At 30.3% G+C, this 18,887-nt stretch carries 17 protein-coding genes; 7 read left to right on the forward strand and 10 right to left on the reverse strand.

What is annotated here, in order from left to right:
- Window positions 1-53 precede the first annotated feature (53 nt).
- From hemE to hemA, 6 genes are all read right to left on the reverse strand, one after another.
- Complete coding sequence (gene hemE, locus ACY2RX_RS10375) at window positions 54-1,085, reverse strand: uroporphyrinogen decarboxylase (protein WP_490103912.1); 1,032 nt, start codon at window positions 1,083-1,085, stop codon at window positions 54-56.
- 42 nt (window positions 1,086-1,127) lie between these two features.
- A complete protein-coding gene (locus ACY2RX_RS10380) occupies window positions 1,128-1,523 on the reverse strand; it encodes a GxxExxY protein (RefSeq protein WP_208078714.1) in 396 nt (131 codons plus the stop codon).
- A 41-nt stretch (window positions 1,524-1,564) separates the two neighbouring features.
- Complete coding sequence (hemL, locus tag ACY2RX_RS10385) at window positions 1,565-2,854, reverse strand: glutamate-1-semialdehyde 2,1-aminomutase (protein WP_490103913.1); 1,290 nt, start codon at window positions 2,852-2,854, stop codon at window positions 1,565-1,567.
- A gap of 80 nt (window positions 2,855-2,934) precedes the next feature.
- Window positions 2,935-3,897 (reverse strand): porphobilinogen synthase, encoded by a 963-nt coding sequence (gene hemB, locus ACY2RX_RS10390; protein ID WP_490103914.1) that lies wholly within the window; start codon window positions 3,895-3,897, stop codon window positions 2,935-2,937.
- Between the two features lie 51 nt (window positions 3,898-3,948).
- Window positions 3,949-5,535, reverse strand: a complete 1,587-nt coding sequence (gene hemC / locus ACY2RX_RS10395) for a hydroxymethylbilane synthase (protein WP_490103915.1) — start codon at window positions 5,533-5,535, stop codon at window positions 3,949-3,951.
- Between the two features lie 10 nt (window positions 5,536-5,545).
- Window positions 5,546-6,781 (reverse strand): glutamyl-tRNA reductase, encoded by a 1,236-nt coding sequence (gene hemA / locus ACY2RX_RS10400; RefSeq protein ID WP_490104068.1) that lies wholly within the window; start codon window positions 6,779-6,781, stop codon window positions 5,546-5,548.
- A 205-nt stretch (window positions 6,782-6,986) separates the two neighbouring features.
- Here hemA and ACY2RX_RS10405 point away from each other — a divergent pair, with 205 nt between their 5' ends.
- The 4 genes from ACY2RX_RS10405 (at window position 6,987) to ACY2RX_RS10420 (ending at window position 10,326) form a co-directional block, all read left to right on the forward strand.
- Window positions 6,987-7,868 carry a helix-turn-helix transcriptional regulator gene (locus ACY2RX_RS10405; RefSeq protein WP_490103916.1) on the forward strand — a complete coding sequence of 294 codons (882 nt, stop codon included), beginning with the start codon at window positions 6,987-6,989 and terminating at the stop codon, window positions 7,866-7,868.
- A gap of 97 nt (window positions 7,869-7,965) precedes the next feature.
- Window positions 7,966-8,475: a TrmH family RNA methyltransferase gene (locus ACY2RX_RS10410; protein WP_490103917.1), complete on the forward strand. Its 510-nt coding sequence runs from the start codon at window positions 7,966-7,968 to the stop codon at window positions 8,473-8,475.
- A 124-nt stretch (window positions 8,476-8,599) separates the two neighbouring features.
- Complete coding sequence (hemH, locus tag ACY2RX_RS10415; protein ID WP_490103918.1) at window positions 8,600-9,628, forward strand: ferrochelatase; 1,029 nt, start codon at window positions 8,600-8,602, stop codon at window positions 9,626-9,628.
- A 98-nt stretch (window positions 9,629-9,726) separates the two neighbouring features.
- Window positions 9,727-10,326: a CopD family protein gene (locus ACY2RX_RS10420; RefSeq protein ID WP_490103919.1), complete on the forward strand. Its 600-nt coding sequence runs from the start codon at window positions 9,727-9,729 to the stop codon at window positions 10,324-10,326.
- Window positions 10,327-10,431: 105 nt separating this feature from the next.
- On the opposite strand, the gene recR is transcribed toward ACY2RX_RS10420, so the two are convergent.
- Window positions 10,432-11,049: a recombination mediator RecR gene (gene recR, locus ACY2RX_RS10425; protein ID WP_490103920.1), complete on the reverse strand. Its 618-nt coding sequence runs from the start codon at window positions 11,047-11,049 to the stop codon at window positions 10,432-10,434.
- A gap of 96 nt (window positions 11,050-11,145) precedes the next feature.
- Between recR and ACY2RX_RS10430 the strand changes: the two genes are divergently transcribed.
- On the forward strand, window positions 11,146-12,597 hold the full coding sequence (locus ACY2RX_RS10430; protein WP_490103921.1) for a sodium:solute symporter: 1,452 nt from the start codon (window positions 11,146-11,148) through the stop codon (window positions 12,595-12,597).
- A 91-nt stretch (window positions 12,598-12,688) separates the two neighbouring features.
- Here the strand turns inward: ACY2RX_RS10430 and rsmG are convergent, their stop codons facing one another.
- Window positions 12,689-13,318 (reverse strand): 16S rRNA (guanine(527)-N(7))-methyltransferase RsmG, encoded by a 630-nt coding sequence (gene rsmG, locus ACY2RX_RS10435; RefSeq protein WP_490103922.1) that lies wholly within the window; start codon window positions 13,316-13,318, stop codon window positions 12,689-12,691.
- 124 nt (window positions 13,319-13,442) lie between these two features.
- Between rsmG and ACY2RX_RS10440 the strand changes: the two genes are divergently transcribed.
- Together ACY2RX_RS10440 and ACY2RX_RS10445 are read left to right on the forward strand one after the other, a co-directional pair.
- The gene (locus ACY2RX_RS10440) at window positions 13,443-14,534 is read left to right on the forward strand and encodes a fatty acid desaturase family protein (protein ID WP_490103923.1); all 1,092 of its coding nucleotides are present in this window, start codon (window positions 13,443-13,445) and stop codon (window positions 14,532-14,534) included.
- Window positions 14,535-14,560: 26 nt separating this feature from the next.
- Window positions 14,561-15,748 (forward strand): pyridoxal phosphate-dependent aminotransferase, encoded by a 1,188-nt coding sequence (locus tag ACY2RX_RS10445; protein ID WP_490103924.1) that lies wholly within the window; start codon window positions 14,561-14,563, stop codon window positions 15,746-15,748.
- A gap of 188 nt (window positions 15,749-15,936) precedes the next feature.
- Here the strand turns inward: ACY2RX_RS10445 and serA are convergent, their stop codons facing one another.
- Entirely contained in the window at window positions 15,937-17,829 is a 1,893-nt protein-coding gene (gene serA, locus ACY2RX_RS10450; RefSeq protein WP_490103925.1) for a phosphoglycerate dehydrogenase, read from the reverse strand.
- Between the two features lie 140 nt (window positions 17,830-17,969).
- Window positions 17,970-18,791: a UbiA prenyltransferase family protein gene (locus ACY2RX_RS10455; RefSeq protein WP_490103926.1), complete on the reverse strand. Its 822-nt coding sequence runs from the start codon at window positions 18,789-18,791 to the stop codon at window positions 17,970-17,972.
- Window positions 18,792-18,887 lie beyond the last annotated feature (96 nt).

The raw sequence follows: 18,887 nt of genomic DNA on the forward strand, positions 1-18,887 counted from the left end.
GGAAAGGAAACTCAAATGTTTATCTGCACTCACTTTTCTTCCCTTTGGGAAGATTAAGATGGGCTTTTATACTCTTTAACTGCATCTACAAATGCTTTAGCATTTTCTAACGGTATGTTTGGTAAAATACCGTGACCCAAGTTTACAACGTACTTGTCTTTACCAAATTCGTTAATCATTTGATGTACCATTTTCTTAATTTCTGCTGGCGGCGACAATAGTCTTGATGGATCGAAATTACCTTGTAAAGTAATATTTCCTCCAGATAAATAACGAGCATTTCTTGCAGAACACGTCCAATCTACACCCAAAGCAGATGCTCCAGATTTAGCCATATCCCCTAGAGCAAACCAACATCCTTTACCGAATGTAATTACAGGTGATTCGTCTTTTAAAGCATCTATAATTTGCTGAATATACTGCCATGAAAATTCTTGATAATCTACAGGAGATAACATACCACCCCAAGAATCGAAAACCTGAACAGCATTTACACCAGCAGCTACTTTTGCTTTTAAATAGGCAATGGTTGTATCTGTAATTTTTTGTAATAATGAATGTGCAACCACAGGATTTGTAAAACACAATTCTTTTGCTTTGTCGAAATTTTTAGATCCTTGCCCTTGTACACAATAACATAAAATTGTCCATGGTGAACCTGCAAAACCAATTAACGGAATCTCATCATTTAATTTCTCTTTGGTTGCTTTAATGGCTTCCATTACATAACCTAAAGATTCATTAACATCAGGAACAACTACACGATCTAAATCTTTTTGAGTACGAATAGGATTTGGTAAGTAAGGACCAAAATTTGGTTTCATTTCTACTTCAATATTCATTGCCTGTGGAATTACTAAAATATCTGAAAACAAAATGGCTGCATCCATACCATATCTTCTGATAGGTTGTACTGTAATTTCTGAAGCTAATTCTGGAGTTTGACAACGTGTAAAGAAATCGTATTTATGTTTGATTTCCATAAACTCTGGCAAATAACGCCCTGCTTGACGCATCATCCAAACTGGAGGTCTATCCACTGTTTCTCCTTTTAAGGCTCTTAAAAATAAATCGTTTTTTATCATAATATTTTATTAACCGCGAAGACACAAAAGTTCGCAAAGTTTTTACAAGTTATTTACTATTCTTTTAATACCGTATTTGATTAGACTCACATTAAAATTTATTAATAACCCAAGTTTACAATCTGATAATCTTAAATAGGTAATCATTTGTGCTGTATGAACATCATCTAATTTTTTAACTGATTTTAGTTCTATTATAACTTTGTTTTCAACCAATAAATCTATCCTATAACCAGCTTCTAATTTTAGATTGTTATATACTACAGGTAGTACTTTTTGTCTTTCAACCACTAAATTTCTTTCATCCAACTCGTAAAATAAACAAGTCTCATAGGTGCTTTCCAATAAACCAGGACCAAGGGTTTTATGAACTCTATAAGCACAATCAACAATTATCTTAGAAATTTCATTTTCAGAAAGTGAACTTACATATTCCATTTTTGCTTCTTAGCTATCTTTGCTTCTTTGCGGTTCTTTATTTACATTTTAGAAACAGCCAACATCGCTTTATCAACAGCATTTGCTATTTTCTTAATATCCTTATCACTTAATGCCGATGATAAAAACCAAGCTTCAAACTGACTTGGAGGCAAAAACACGCCGTTTTTAATCATTTCCCAAAAGAATACCGCAAATTTTTCTGTGTCTGAAGTTTGAACTTCTTCAAAATTTGTGACTTTAGTTTTTGTGAAAAATGGATTTAACATAGAACCAAATCTATTTACTACTAAATCTACATTGTATTTTTTGGCAGTTTCTAATAAAATTACTTCAATGATTTTACCTGTTTCTTCAAATTTTTGATATGGATTTTGTTTTTTCAATTCTGTTAAAGTTGATATTCCTCCTGCCATTGCAATTGGATTTCCACTTAATGTTCCTGCTTGATACATTCCGCCCAAAGGTGCAACTTGTTCCATAATTTCGTTACGCGCTCCGTAAGCCCCAACAGGAAAACCTCCTCCAATTACCTTTCCAAGACAAGTAATATCTGCTGTTACTCCTAATAATTCTTGTGCACCACCAAACTTAGAACGGAAACCTGTCATTACTTCATCAGCAATTAACAAAGCTCCTTTTGTTTCTAAATAAGTTTTTAATTCTGCCAAGAAATTATTTTGCGGAATTACCACACCCATATTTCCACCAACAGGCTCAATAATTACTGCAGCAATATCGTTATGTTCTTCAAAGTGTTTTTTTACACTTTCTAAATTGTTGTATTCTGCAATTAACGTGTTTTTTACTGCGCCTTCAGGAACCCCTTTAGAACCAGGTAAACTTAAAGTTGCCAAACCAGAACCTGCTGCTACCAACAACGCATCTTGATGCCCGTGATAACAACCAGAAAATTTAATGATTTTATCTTTTCCAGTAAACGCTCTTGCCAAACGAATTCCGCTTAAAACCGCTTCTGTACCAGAGTTTACAAAACGGACTTTATCCATATCAGGAAAAGCATCGCAAACAATTTTTGCTAATTTTATTTCATTTTCTGTTGATGCACCAAAAGAATAGCCATTTTTTAAAGCTTTGGTAATTGCTTTTTGTACTTTTTTATGACGGTGACCTAAAATCATTGGGCCGTAAGACAATACCAAATCTACATATTTATTACCATCAACATCAGTAATTTTACTTCCTTTTGCTTTTTTAATAAACAACGGATTTCCTCCCACAGAAGCAAATGCTCTTACTGGTGAGTTTACTGCTCCTACAAGATTTTTTAAGCCTTTATTATATAATTTCTGTGATTTTTTAAATTTCATTATGTTATTTTTTTGTCTGGTCGAGCGCAGTCGAGACCTCATTAAGACCTCTCGACTGCGCTCGAGGTGACATTACAATTTTATTTCAATAAAACTTTCGCTGCTTCCTTGGCAAAATAGGTAATAATAATATCTGCTCCTGCTCTTTTCATAGAAAGTAAGCTTTCCATCATCACTTTTTCGCCATCAATCCAACCTTTTTCTGCAGCAGCTTTCACCATCGCATACTCACCACTTACATTATAGCAGGCAATTGGTCTGTCGAAATTATTTTTTAAATCTCTTATAATATCTAAATATGATAAAGCTGGTTTTACCATTAATATATCAGCACCTTCTTGATCATCAAAAGTGGCTTCACGCATTCCTTCATCCCTATTTGCTGGATCCATTTGATAGGTTCTACGATCTCCAAAAGTTGGCGCAGAGTCTGCTGCGTCTCTAAACGGACCGTAAAATGCGGATGCATATTTTACAGAATATCCCATAATTGGTAAATTTACAAAACCTGTATTATCTAAAGATTGACGAATCATATTAATCGTTCCATCCATCATTCCTGAGGGTGCCACCATATCTACACCTGCTTTAGCGTGCGAAATTACTTGCTTTGCAATATTGATTAAAGTAGCGTCATTATCTACATCATTATCGTGAATAATTCCACAATGACCGTGCGAAGTATATTCGCAAAAACATACATCAGTAATTACATATAAACTTGGGTAATTCTTTTTGATAAAACGAATAGCTTGCTGCATAATTCCGTTATCATTCCACGTTTCTGTTCCTTCCTCATCTTTTTTAGATGGAATACCAAATAGCAAAACTGCAGGAATATTTAATTCAACAACTTCATCTAATTCTTCTGAAATTTGATCCAAAGAAAAACGATGAATCCCTGGCATAGAAACAATTTCTGTTTTGATATTTTCTCCTTCTTCAATAAAAAGAGGATAAATAAAATCGTCTACAGAAAGTTTAGTTTCTCTTACTAATCTTCTGACTCCTTCTTGTTTTCTTAATCTACGTCCACGAAACATACTCTAATTTTGTAAAGACCTTTTAGGTTTTGAAAACCTGAAAGGTCTATGTTAAAAATTCTTCTTTACTAGCTCTAAAAGTGAATCCACATTTGGCATATTGGCTACCTGAACATTTTCAAAATGCTTTCTTGCTTCTTTTGCTGTGGTTTCTCCAATACAAAAAGCAATTTTATCTGTGTTATTTTCTTTTAAATAACTTTCTATTCCTGATGGACTATAAAACAAAATTCCAGAAAATTCATCAGTAATTTTTATCGGACTTAACATTGTTTTATATACTTCAACTTCATTCACAACAATATTGTGCGTTTGTAAATATGCAGGTAAAATATCTAGACGCAAATTACTACAAAAATAGGTAACCTCTTTATTTTCAAGTTCTTTTGATAGATATTCCGCTAATTTCTTCGCGTTTTTTGCAACGTGAGCAACTTTTCCAATTCTGTTTTCAATCAGCTTTTTAGTTCTTCTACCTACACAATAAATATTTTTAAAATTCATTTCATCTTTAGTGAATGAATTTAAAAGTGCTTCTACTGCATTCTGACTGGTAATAATAACGTTTTCACGCTCAATTTTCATCACCTTTGGTGGAATTCTATTAAAACGAATTTTGATAAAATCGCTATCTTCAATTCCTATTGAATTAGGCAACACTTTCTTTTGTACTTCAGATAATTTTTTTGTAGAATAGACTTTATAGTTTATCAAAGTTTCACCTTCTATATCTGCTAACATCAATTCTTTTCCTCCTCTGTTAATGATATAATCTGCACAATCTTTTGCTAAAAAACGATGACGTCCCATTTTTGCAGTTTTAGAAACTGTAATTTTTTTAGAACCGTCTTTTTTTAATAAAACCCCTTTAAAGTTAATTTCTTCCGTTTTATCATCTACATATGCTAAAGCTCCTATTGGCGCTGTACAACCACCTTCTAAAAGGTTTAAAAACTCTCTTTCTATACCTACACAAACTTTAGTTTCATAATGATTTAATTGCTCGCAAGCATCTTTTACATAATCATCTTTATCTAAAGCAGTAATCATAATTGCGCCTTGTGCTGGCGCAGGAATCATCCAAGTTAAAGGAATTGCACCTTTAGATCTAACTCCTAACCTTTCTAATCCTGCTGCTGCAAAAATGGCTCCGTTCCAAGTTTCGCTATTTTCTAATTTTTCTAAACGTGTGTTTACATTACCGCGTAAATCTTCTACTTTATGGGTTGGATAACGATTTAACCACATTGCTTTTCTACGCAAACTCCCTGTGGCAATTATACCATTTGGTTGACCAAAAAACTCTTCTGTATCTTTTAAAACTAACAAATCTGTATAATTTGCGCGTTTTAAAACGGCTGCTTGTACAATTCCTTCTGGTAAAACAGTGGGTACATCTTTTAAAGAATGAACAGCAATATCTATATCGCCATTTAACATAGCAACATCTAAACTTTTTGTAAAAACACCTGTTACACCTAACTCATACAAAGGTTTATCTAAAACAATATCTCCTAAAGATTTTATAGGAACCAACTCGCAATTATAACCTAATTGTTCTAATTCTTTACGCACTTTATTTGCTTGCCAAAGCGCTAATTGGCTATCGCGAGTACCTATTCTTATTATTTTTTGCATTAAATTTTGTTTAAGATTGAAAAACCTTATTTATTACTTGAAGACTTTGTGATACAGATGTTTCTTCATCTTTTAAATGTTTCACAAATTGTGTGGTTATCTTTTGAATAAAACGTGAAGTTAAGATTTCTGCTTGACTTTCATCAAAATCAGCAATTTTTTTCTTCTGAAAATTAATTTCGTCGTTTTTAATATTTTCTAACGATTGTTTTAAAGCAGCAATTGCTGGGGTAAATCTTCTGTGATTTAACCAATCGTTAAATTCTTTTTTATGGGTTTCTATAATTGCTTCTGCAAACGGAACTTCTTGTTGTCTAATTGCTAAAGTTTCGTCAGTAACTTTAGAAAGTTCATCTACATTTACTAAAGAAATATTTTTAAAATCGGTAACATCTTTGGCTACATTTTCTGGCATTGATAAATCTAGAATTAATAATTCTTGATTATTTGCAACAAGCTCTTTTGTTACTGTAGGTTTATCTGCACCTGTAGAAACTATTAAAATATCTGCCGTTAATATTTCTTCTGTTAAATTTTCGATGACAGCTTTTCTAATTGATGGATGATCCTTTACGAAATCAGTAGTTTTTTCTTCTGTTCTATTAATTAAACAAACTGATTTATTCTGAGTGTATTCAGCTAAATTCTTACAAGTATGTTTTCCCATTTTACCTAATCCAAAAACTAAGATATTTTTAGAGTTGTAATCTGGCAAATTTTTAATAATGTATTGTACTGCTGCGTAAGAAACAGAAGTTGTACCCGAGCTTAATTTTGTTTCATTCTTTACTCGTTTGCTAGCCTGTAAAACACTATTTACCAACCTTTCTGAGTAAGCATTGGTTGTATTTAGAGATTTTGCCATTTTAAAAGACTGCTTTAATTGACCCACAATTTCGTAATCTCCTAAAATTTGACTTTCTAAACCTGTACCTATTCTAAATAAATGATTTACAGCTTCTTGACTTTTAAAAACAAAAGAAATCTTTGCAAACTCTTGAATTGTACCTTCAGAGAATTCGCACAACAATTCTATTAATTGACAAGGTCTTTCTGCAAAACCTGAAATTTCTGTTCTGTTACAAGTAGATAAAATAAAAACTCCCTGAATTTTTTTTTCTTTTGCGCGTTGCAACAATGCAACTTGTTTTTCTTTTGTTAAAGAAAATTTTCCGCGAGTATTAGCATCTGCTTTTTTATAACTAACACCAATATTGTAAAAGTGCTCTTGCCTGTTCTTTTGCATCGTATTGTAAAAGTTGCTCAAAAGTAAAAACTTCATTTAAAAAAAAACATCGCTAAAAGTACTTTTTATAACGTTATATGTTTTTTATAAACTTTTTTGTATAAAAAACTCTAAAAAGGGTTATTTTTGCAGTACTATAAAGGTTTTTCAATATAACTATATAGAATCATTCTAAATAAACAGCACCTAAATAAAGATAAAAAGGATGTTTAAAAATGTCGGAGAAAGTACTTTAGAGGAAATCAATCTTGGAAAAGGTTTTTATGTACTTCATTTTCAGAACGAAAGCAAAGAAGTGCAAGTTTTTGAAAGAAAAATAGATAGTACTTTTATTCAAATTCATTTTTGTTTAAGAGGTAATTCTAAATTCTTATTTAACAACGGTTCTTATTCTTTTGATGTGTTAGACAATAGATCTATTCTTTTATATAATCCTCAGAGAAAATTACCTATCCATTTAGAAAATCAGCCAAAAACAACTTTGGTTTCTTTGTTGATTTCTATTGAAAAATTTCACTCATTATTTTCTAAAGAATCTGGTTATATTCCGTTTTTAAGTGATGAAAATAGCAATAGAAAATACTATGATGATGTAGAAATAAAACCCACTGTTTCTATAGTTTTACAACAAATCATCAACTCTAACATTAACAGTTCTATTAGAGCGTTATATGTTAAAGGAAAAGTTTATGAGTTATTGAGTTTACACTTTCAAAACGATGAAAATGTAGAAGGAGAATATTGTCCTTTTTTAGTTGATGAACAAAATGTGTTAAAGATTAGAAAGGCAAAAGAAATTATTATTGATAAAATGGCAGAACCACCAAGTTTACAAGAATTAGCCAATGAAATTGGGTTGAACATTAAAAAATTAAAAGAAGGTTTTAAGCAAATTTATGGAGATACCGTCTTTAGTTTTTTGTTTGATTATAAAATGGAACACGCAAGAAAATTATTAGAAAGTAACCAATATAATGTTAACGAAGTAGGTTTAAAGGTTGGCTACAGTACTTCTAGTCATTTTATTGCTGCCTTTAAAAAGAAGTTTGGCACAACACCAAAGAAATACACTAAAAGCCTCTCCTAACCTCTTCAAAAGAGAGGGACTGAGCAAGATTATGAAAAAATTTAAATATAAATAAACGTATTGTATTTCTTCTCTTTGGGAAGGTTAAGATGGGCTTATGAAACAATTAACTCATTATGAGATTAAAAACAAGCAACAAAAATTCTCAATTACTATTGTTTGTGACGCTATTAGAACTCCAGAAAACATAGGAATGTGCTTTCGAATTTCTGAATGTTTTGGTGTTGAAAAAATCTATTTTCACAAAAGTTCTCCTTCTATTGAAAATAGAAAAGTAATAAACACGGCAAGAAACACAATCAATCAAATTGATTATGAATTTTACAGCGATTTTAATCAAACTATTTATCAATTAAAAAATGAAGGAAATACTATTATTGGTATAGAAATAACAGATAAAAGCATCAACCTTCAGAATTTTAATTTTAAAAATCATAAAAAAATTGTTTTACTTTTAGGAAGTGAAAGAAACGGAATTAAAAATATTAATTTGGTTGATGAAACCATTGCAATACCTATGTATGGTAGAAATTCTTCTATGAATGTTATACATAGTTTAGCGATTACTTTGTATGAAGTTACAAGTCAGTTAGCGGTTAGCGGTTAGCAAAAATAAAAAATAAGATTCTGAAACAAATTCAGAATGACAAAAAACAAACAGATATTAAAGTTTCATTTTAAAACTTTACAACTTTGAAACTTTGAAACTTTGAAACTTTGAAACTTAAATAATGAAAGGAGTTTTACTTATAAATTTAGGATCGCCAGATTCAACAGAAATTAAAGACGTTAAAAAATATTTAAATGAATTTTTAATGGATGAGCGCGTTATAGATATCCCATATTGGAAACGTTATTTATTAATTAAAGGAATCATATTAAATTTTCGTCCTAAAAAATCAGCAGCAGCTTATAAAAAAATATGGTGGAAGGAAGGCTCACCTTTAGTGGTAATTTCTGAAAGATTTACAAAAAAAGTCATAAAAAAAACAGCAACTCCTGTTGCGTTGGCAATGCGTTATGGTTCTATGTCTATAGAAAAAGGCATTAAAGAATTAGTAGATAAAGGTGTTACAAAAATCTTTTTAGCGCCTTTGTATCCACATTATGCAATGTCTTCTTACGAAACTGTTGTAGTAAAAGCAGAAGAAATTTTGACTGAAAAACACACAAACATTAAGCTAGATGTTTTACCTCCTTTTTACAAAGAACCCAGTTATATAAAAGTGATGAGCAACAACATTTCTAATCATTTAAAAGATTTTGATTACGATCATATTTTGTTTTCTTATCACGGAATTCCTGAACGTCATATTAAAAAATCTGACCCAACAAAAAGTCATTGTAAAATAGATGCTTCTTGTTGCGATAGAAATTCTGTAGCACATCATACTTGTTACAGGCATCAATGTTTTGAAACCACAAAAGCAATTGTAAAAAAACTCGATTTAAAAGAAGGAACTTACAGTAATTCTTTTCAATCTCGTTTATTAAAAGACCCTTGGTTAAAGCCGTATACAGATTTTGAAATTGAAAAATTTCCAGCAGAAGGCAAGAAAAAACTGGCAGTTATTACACCTGCATTTGTTGCAGATTGTTTAGAAACTTTAGAAGAAATTGCTATGGAAGGTAAAGAGGAATTCTTAAAATCTGGAGGAACAGAATACAAACACATTCCTTGTTTAAATGAAAATGATGATTGGGTAGATGTAATGGTTTCTTGGATTGATAATTGGAAGAATAATACTGTTAGCTGTTAGCTGTTAGCTGTTAGCAAAAATGAAAACTTTATCACTCTACAACTTTGCGACTTTGAAACTTTAAAACTTTTTTAACTTAGAAAACTTAAAACAAAACTATGGATTTTTTATATGTAAAAGCATTACACGTTATTTTTGTAATCACTTGGTTTGCAGGTTTATTTTATATTATTCGCCTATTTATTTATCACATAGAAGCAGAAAAAAAACCACAACCAGACAAAAAAATATTACAAACTCAATTTAAATTAATGAGCAAACGCTTATGGTACATTATTACTTGGCCATCTGCAATTTTAACAACTTTTTTTGCAATTTGGATGTTAGTTAAAAACCCATATTTTTTAGAAATGCCTTGGATGCAGGTTAAACTAGCTTTTGTTTTAGCATTGTATCTTTATCATTATTCTTGTCAGAAAATATACAAACAATTACAAAATGATATCATAAAATACTCTGCATTTCAACTTAGAATTTGGAACGAAGTTGCCACAATTATTCTCTTTGCGGTCATTTTTTTAGTAACACTACAAAGTGCCATAAACTGGATTTGGGGAGTTGTAGGAATTGTTTTAGTAAGTGTTATTTTAATGTTGGGAATTAGGCTCTACAAAAAAATTAGAGCAAAAAAATCTTGGGATAAAGCAGAAAAAGAAGTTTTAGAAGGCACAGATAAATCATCTTCAGAAAACCAATAATTAAATAATGCTTAAGACTAGAATAAGTTAATAAATTTGTTCTAGCCTTAAACCATTATAAAAATATACCATTATGAAAAACTAATGTTTTTCTGCATAAGTGTTTTAAGATTTTATACTTTGAACAAAAGGAATTCTATTCACAATAGAGCGTCCTAAAGTAATTTCGTCTGCATATTCTAATTCATCACCCACAGAAATTCCGCGTGCAATTGTAGAAGTTGTAATATCGTATTTTTCTATTTGTTTAAAAATGTAAAAGTTGGTGGTATCTCCTTCCATTGTAGAACTTAGTGCAAAAATCAATTCTTTTATTTCTCTGTTTTTTACTTTATTTACTAACGATTCTATTTGTAGGTTTTGAGGACCAACTCCTTCTATTGGAGAAATTTTTCCGCCTAAAACGTGGTACAAACCATTAAATTGTGAAGTACTTTCTATTGCCATTACATCTCTAATATCTTCAACAACACAAACAATTTCTGCGTTTCTTTTTGGATTATTACAAATATCACACAACATTGTATCAGAAATATTGTGGCACTTTCTACAAGCTTTTACATCGTTTCGTAAATGCAACAAAGCTTCAGATAAATATTTAGTATTTTCTGATGGTTGCTTTAATAAATGTAACACCAAACGCAAAGCAGTTCTTTTACCAATTCCTGGCAAACGCGACACTTCGTTTACTGCATTTTCTAATAATTTTGATGAAAAATCCATAGCTTGCAAAATTACGAATTATGAATTATGAATTACTAAAAAAGAAGATAGAAAAACATATCTTCGTAATTCATAATTGAACATTAGCAATTAACTATGCAACCACTTCATATTTTTTTATTGATTGTAGCCTACTTTTTAGTCTTAATTTCAATATCTTATTTTACTGGTAAAGACGATTCTAACGAAGTTTTTTTTAAAGCAAAAAGAAGTTCTCCTTGGTATTTAGTGGCTTTTGGTATGATTGGAGCCTCACTTTCTGGAGTTACTTTTATTTCTGTTCCAGGTATGGTAAATGGGCAGCAATTTGCATATATGCAAGGTGTTTTTGGATTTTTTGTAGGTTATTTATTAATCGTTTTTATACTACTTCCGCTCTATTATAAGTTAAATATTACCTCCATTTATCAATATTTAGAACAACGTTTTGGAAAAATAAGTTACAAAACAGGTGCATTTTTCTTTTTATTATCTAGAGTTACAGGCGCTTCGTTTAGACTCTTTTTAGTGGCTTTAGCAATGCAATACATTGTTTTTGAAGAAATAGGAATACCGTTTGAAATTACAGTAATTATATCAATTTTATTAATTTGGATTTACACTTTTAGAGGAGGCATAAAAACCATTGTTTGGACAGACACACTGCAAACTTTAGCAATGCTAGTAGCTGTTGGGTTGTCTATCTATTTAATCAATCAAAAATTGGATTGGAGTTTTATTGAGTTTTTAAATTCTGATGATTTTAAAACCAAAGGTCAAATTTTCTTTTTTGATGATATTAATTCTAAAACGTATTTCTGGAAATATTTTATTGGTGGAATTTTTATTGCAGTAGCTATGACTGGCTTAGACCAAGATATGATGCAAAAAAACTTAACCTGTAAAAACAATAAAGAAGCTCAAAAAAATATGATAACAATGGCTGTTTTAGTTGTTATTGTAAATTTTTTCTTTTTATCATTAGGAGCATTATTATTTATCTATTCAGAAAAAATTGGCGTTTCTATACCAATTGTAGATGGCAAGGTTAGAACAGATTTGTTATTTCCAGAAATAGCAATGAATCAAAATTTAGGAACAGGTGTTGCTATCACTTTTATTATTGGTTTAATTGCGGCAGCGTATTCTAGTGCAGATTCTGCATTAACTTCTTTAACTACATCATTTTCGGTCGATTTTTTAAATATTGAAAAAAAGCCAAAAGAACAACAAAAACCTTTGCGTAAAAAAGTACACATTGGCGTTTCAATTTTACTAATTTTAGTAGTAATTCTATTTAATAATCTAGAAGGCAATGTAGTTAGCAACCTGTTTAAATTTGCCACTTTTACTTATGGCCCTCTTTTAGGTTTATTTGCTTTTGGCATTTTTACCAAACATAAAATTAAAGATAAATATGCTTGGATAGTTGCCTTACTTTCCATCACTTTTAGTTTTGCGATTACTTCTTTACCAGAAAGTATTGTGGGCGCATACCAATTTCATTGGGAAATTTTACCTTTAAATGGTCTAATAACTTTTGTGGGCTTGTTTCTAATAAAGGAATAATTTAGTTTGTTTCAATATTTAATTTTAGCAATCTTTTATAAGTCATTAAGAAAAAATACATCTCTAGACTTAGATAGTAATAATTTATGAGTTAACCTTTAAATTTCATCCCTAAATGCACCACTTTTTTTGTTTCAAAAAAAGGCTCATCAAAATAATTAGATAAATCATAAATTGATGCTGCAGTATATTTTTTGAGTTCTTCTGTTAAATCACCTCCTTTTAAATATAGAATTCCGTTTTTTAAATCGTGGTTTTGTTTTTTGGCTATTTTCCCTTTATTCCAACGTACAAAAGTTTCCATTTGTGCTACTGCTCTACTCACGATAAAATCGTAAGTATCTTTAATTTCTTCTACTCTACCGTGAGTAGTTTTTACATTTTTTAAACCTAAGCCTTCTACTACTTCATTTACTACTTTTATCTTCTTACCAATAGAATCTACCAAATGAAATTGTGCTTCAGGAAACAAAATTGCCAACGGAATTCCAGGAAAACCTCCACCAGTACCAACATCCATTACTTTTGCTTCTGGTTTAAACTGTATCACTTTTGCAATTCCTAAAGAGTGTAAAATATGGCGTAAATACAACTCATCTATATCTTTTCTAGAAACTACATTAATCTTTAAATTCCAATCTTCATACAAATCTTGTAACTTAGAAAACTGTTCTATTTGTTCTTCAGATAAATTTTTAAAATATTTGTGTATAATTTCCATCAATAATCATATTTAAACCGCAAAAATAGTTATTGTTAACAAACAATTAGCAACAAAAACTGACGTTTATCATAGAAAGCCGTATTAAAAAGTATATTTTTGTAACTTATTTTTAAAACATTCAATGAAAACAATTAATTTTTCTAGAGTAGACAAAGCAAAATTTTTTAGAACTCTTAACAAAAGAGTGAATACATATTTTAAAGAAAATAACATTAAAAGAACTGGAAATTGGAAACTATATTCTAAAGCAATTTTAATGTTTTCGTTGTTTTTAGTTCCATTTGTATTAGTCCTCACAGTTTCTATGCCACAATGGGCTATGATTTTGTTAATGATTGTTACAGGTATTGGTATGGCTGGTGTTGGAATGAATGTTATGCACGATAGTAACCACGATTCTTTTTCAAGTAAAAAGTGGGTAAATAAATTAATGGGAAGTAGTATTTACATTTTAGCAGGAAATGTTTATAACTGGAAAGTACAACACAATGTTTTACATCACACATTTACAAATGTTAAAGATCATGATGAAGATATTGACGCAGGTAGAGTAATTCGTTTTTCGCAACATTCTAAGTGGTTTAACTTTCATAAATTTCAAAAGTATTATTCTATTTTTTTGTATGGATTGTTAACTATTAACTGGGCAATTACTACAGATATTAAGCAAATGCGTAGGTATTTAAAAAGAAAACTTTCTTATGGTAAGTTTCCTAATCCTGCTACAGAATGGACTAAGTTAGTCATCTCTAAATTAGCTTATTATTCTCTTTGGATAGTTTTACCAATATTAGTTTTAGACGTTGCTTGGTGGAAAGTTTTAATAGGATTTTTTGTGATGCATTATACAGCAGGTATGATTTTAAGTTTGGTTTTTCAATTGGCGCACATTGTACCAAAAACAGAAATGCCTGTTCCGGATAAAAACGGAAATTTAGAACACACTTGGGCAATCCATCAATTATATACAACATCTAACTTTGCGCCTAGCAATTGGTTAGTAAACTTCTATACAGGAGGTTTAAATCATCAGGTTGAACATCATATTTTTCCTCACATTTCTCATGTGCATTACAACAAATTAGCTAAAATTGTAAAAGAAACTGCTAAAGAGTTTAATTTACCTTATAATGAGTATCAAACTACACGTAGAGCCATTATTGAACATTTTAGACATTTAGGAGTTTTAGGAAAAAACCCTGAATTAGCATAAGTAAAACACAACAACTAACAATAAAAATGACACATCCATTATCGGACAGAATTAACAGTTTACCTGTGTCTCAAACTTTAGCAATGGCTGCCAAAGCAAGAGAATTAAGAGCAGAAGGAAAAGATATTATTGGTTTAAGTTTAGGTGAGCCAGACTTTAATACGCCAGATTTTATTAAAGATGCTGCTATAGAAGCTATCAATCAAGATTATAATTCTTACACACCAGTAGATGGTTATTTAGAGTTAAAAGAAGCTATTTGTACTAAATTTAAACGCGATAATAATTTAGAATACAAACCAAACCAAATAGTGGTTTCTACAGGAGCAAAACAATCTATTGCAAATGTTGCGCAAGTATTGTTAAATCCAGGCGATGAAGTTTTGCTGCCAGCTCCTTACTGGGTTAGTTATTCTGCAATTGCAATTTTATGCGAAGCAACTTTTGTAGAAATTCCTTCTTCTATTGATACCGATTTTAAAATCACTCCCGCACAATTAGAAGCAGCAATTACACCTAAAACAAAAATGATTTTCTTTAACTCGCCAAACAACCCAAGTGGAACTATTTATAGTGAAGCAGAATACAGAGCGTTGGCAGCAGTTTTAGAAAAACATCCGCAGATATTTATTTTATCTGATGAAATCTACGAACATATAAATTACAATGCTAAACCATTTAGTTTTGCAGCTATAAAAAGTATGTACAATAGAACCATAACTGTAAACGGATTAGCAAAAGCTTTTGCAATGACAGGTTGGAGAATTGGTTATATTGGCGGCCCAGAATGGATTGCAAAAGCATGTACAAAAATGCAAGGACAAATTACTTCTGGCACAAATTGTATTGCACAAAGAGCTGCAATTACAGCAGTTTTAGCGCCCGTATCTAAAATACAATATATGGTAGATGAGTTTAAAACTCGTAGAGATATTGTAATCGATTTGTTAAGAGAAATTGACGGATTTAATGTAAACGTTCCAGAAGGCGCATTTTATGTTTTTCCAGATATTTCTACCTTTTTTGGCAAAACTATAGATGGAGTTACCATTAAAAACGCAAGCGACTTTTCTTTATTCATCTTAGAAAAAGCAAATGTTGCAACAGTTACAGGAGATGCTTTTGGGGCCCCAAATTGTATAAGATTATCTTATGCCGCTTCTGAACTACAAATTAGAGAAGCCATTAAAAGAATTAAAAAAGTTTTAAATTAAAATAAAAACATTTATAAACTATAAATCCATCTAAGAAAGATGGATTTTTTTTGTTTTACTAGTTCTAAAATAATTTTAGAACTAGGTAACTCTAATTCAACATTACTAACTTTAGAGAAGAACATATCTTTACTTTTTTTTGAAAAATGTGCTTATAAAAAAAGAAATAACGTCTTATTTATATAGGTTTAATACAATACCCTAAACTTAATTGTTCCGTTTACATCTCTTAATTTTTCAATCACTTCTTTATTATATTCTTTGTCTAAATCTGTAATTACATACCCAACTTTTTCATCTGTAGATAAATACTGACCTGTAATATTCATATCATATTTTGCCAACACCTTATTTATCTTAGCCATAACACCAGGTACATTTTTATGAATATGTAAAAAACGGTGTGCATTTACCTGTCTTGGTAAACGAATATTTGGAAAATTAACAGCATCTACTGTGTTACCAGAATTAATATATGCCATAATTTTACTCGGTACAAAATCTGCAATATCTCTTTGTGCTTCTTCTGTGCTACCACCCACGTGAGGTGTTAATATTACATTTGGCAAACCTTTTAATTCGGTATAAAACTCACCGTTTTTTCTTGGTTCTGATGGATATACATCTATTGCTGCTCCTGCTATTTTACCGCTTTTTAAAGCTGCAACCAACTCAGGAATATCAACAACAAAACCACGTGATAAATTAATGAACACGGCTCCGTCTTTCATTTGAGAGATTTCTTCTTTACCGAAGAAATTTTTATTTGCAGGATTATCGTCAATATGTAAACTAACGGCATCAGAAATTGATAATAATTCTTTTAGCGTATTTATTTTAGTTGCATTACCCAAGGCTAATTTATCTTCAACATCGTAATAATAAACATCCATTCCTAAAGCTTCTGCTAAAACTGATAATTGCTTACCAATATTACCATAACCAATAATTCCTAATTTTTTACCACGAACTTCTCTAGAGCCTTCTGCTGTTTTATTCCATTCTCCATTATGAATTTCTGTACTTCTTTGAAAAACAGAACGCATAAGCATAATAATTTCTCCAATTGCCAACTCAACTACAGAACGTGTATTGCTGTAAGGTGCGTTAAAAACTGCAATTCCTTTTTCTTTACACGCTTCTAAATCAATTTGTTTGGTGCCAATACAAAAAGCACTAACTACCATTAATTTTTCTGCAGCTGCTACTACTCTTTTTGTTACGTTTGTTTTAGAACGAATTCCTAAAACGTGTACGTCTTTTATTTTTTCTATCAGTTCATCTTCAGACAAACTTTTAGAAACTGTTTCTACTGAAAATCCATCTGTAGATAATTTAGTAAATGCATCTGGATGTACATTTTCTAATAATAAAATTTTAATTCTATTCTTTGGATAACTTATATTTCTAGGCAACTTGTTCACGTATAAAAATTCATCTAAATTTGGGGCAATATGGTCTGCGTTTTCAGTGGTTTTTTCTCTAGAAACATTTTCTGTATAAGCAAAAAATTTATCTGCTACACCTGCTTCACGAGTTACATAATCGCTATAACCATCGCCAATAACTTGTATTTCTCCTTCAAGATTCATTTCTTTTAAACATTGAATTTTTCCATTGTGTTGAGAAAGCGGATTCTTAGCATCAAAACTAACAATTTTTCCATCTTTATCAAACTCAAAAGTGTTTGCAAAAACTCTTTCTGAAGGTATATTGTACGCTTGTACAATAGGATCTATAAACTCTTTAAATCCACAAGAAATTACATAAATCTCATCTGCAAATTCTTCGAAAAATTCTCTGTTACTTTCAATAGATTTTGAAACCTGCTTTTTTAAGGCCGCCACTAAATCATCTAAATCAGATTTATTTGCTTCTAATAACTTTATTCTTCTTTCTAAGGATTCTGTAAAAGATATTTCGCCATCGATTCCTAAATTGGTAATGTCAATTATTTCTTGAATAATTTCTGCTTTTCTAGGATTATTTTTTAGCGTTATTTCGGCCAAAACATCTAATGCTTCTACACGTGTTAAAGTGCTATCGAAATCGAAAATATAATTTCTTTTTGTGGTAATCATTACTTAAGAATCTTTAATGAATTTAAGTGTGTAAATCTACAAATATAGTAGAGATTTATAAAGCCTTCTTTAAGTTTTATGATATCTATTTTATTTACAATAGATATTCGTTAACTTGATAAAAAACACGTTTTTAATCACTAAAAATTATGATATCCTAAAAGAATGAACCACCATAAAACTGGTAAAGACTCTACCCAAAAAGAACTATAGTATTTAGTTTGATTGGTTTTTGCTCTCATTAATAAAATAATGGTTACAAAAAAGAAAATCATAAAAGAGGTTTTTACCATATTTGATGATGAGATTAGGTACTCTAAAACCAAGGCAAAAATGAGCAACATTAAACCTAACTTTTTGGTTTTCTCTATACCAATTTTCTTCGGAATTGTTTGCAAAGAAATTGCATCGTATTTTACATCTCTAATATCGAAAGGAAGTATTAAAACTACCACAATTAAAAAACGTTGTAACATTAAAAAAACAACCTCTAAAGTAACTTGTTTTTGTACATCAATTACAGGAATTAAAACTGTAAAAACAGCCCAAACTAAGGCTACCACAACTATTTTTAAATAACTTATTTGCCTAAGGTTTTTTTCAAATCCACTTAAAAAAGGAACTGCATATAAAACCGTTAACAACGTAAAAGGAACCATATACAATAATGTTCTAATTGAAACTTGATAGGCATAATAACACAAAAGCAAAAAGCAAAAAAACGAAAAAACTTGAATAATTTTTAAGCCCTTTGTTAAACTTCTATGATGCAATTTTGCAACACCTGCATATTTAACAAAATTGTAACCAGTTATAGTAGCAAAAAAAATAAAATAATTTACATTTTCGTTATAAGGAAGATTAAAATAAAACTCGGTAATTCTTAAAAAAGCATATACAGAAAAAGCTACGTGAATGCTTGCATTTAAATAAAAATCGAATACTAATTTAAAGAATCTCATTTCACAAAAATAGGTTTTCTGTTCATAACCTATAAAAAAGGTTAATAATTATCTGCTTTTTCTTAAATATCTCTAAAAAAGAAACTTATAAAATTC

The organism is Polaribacter sp. 2405UD43-2, assembly GCF_058147125.1.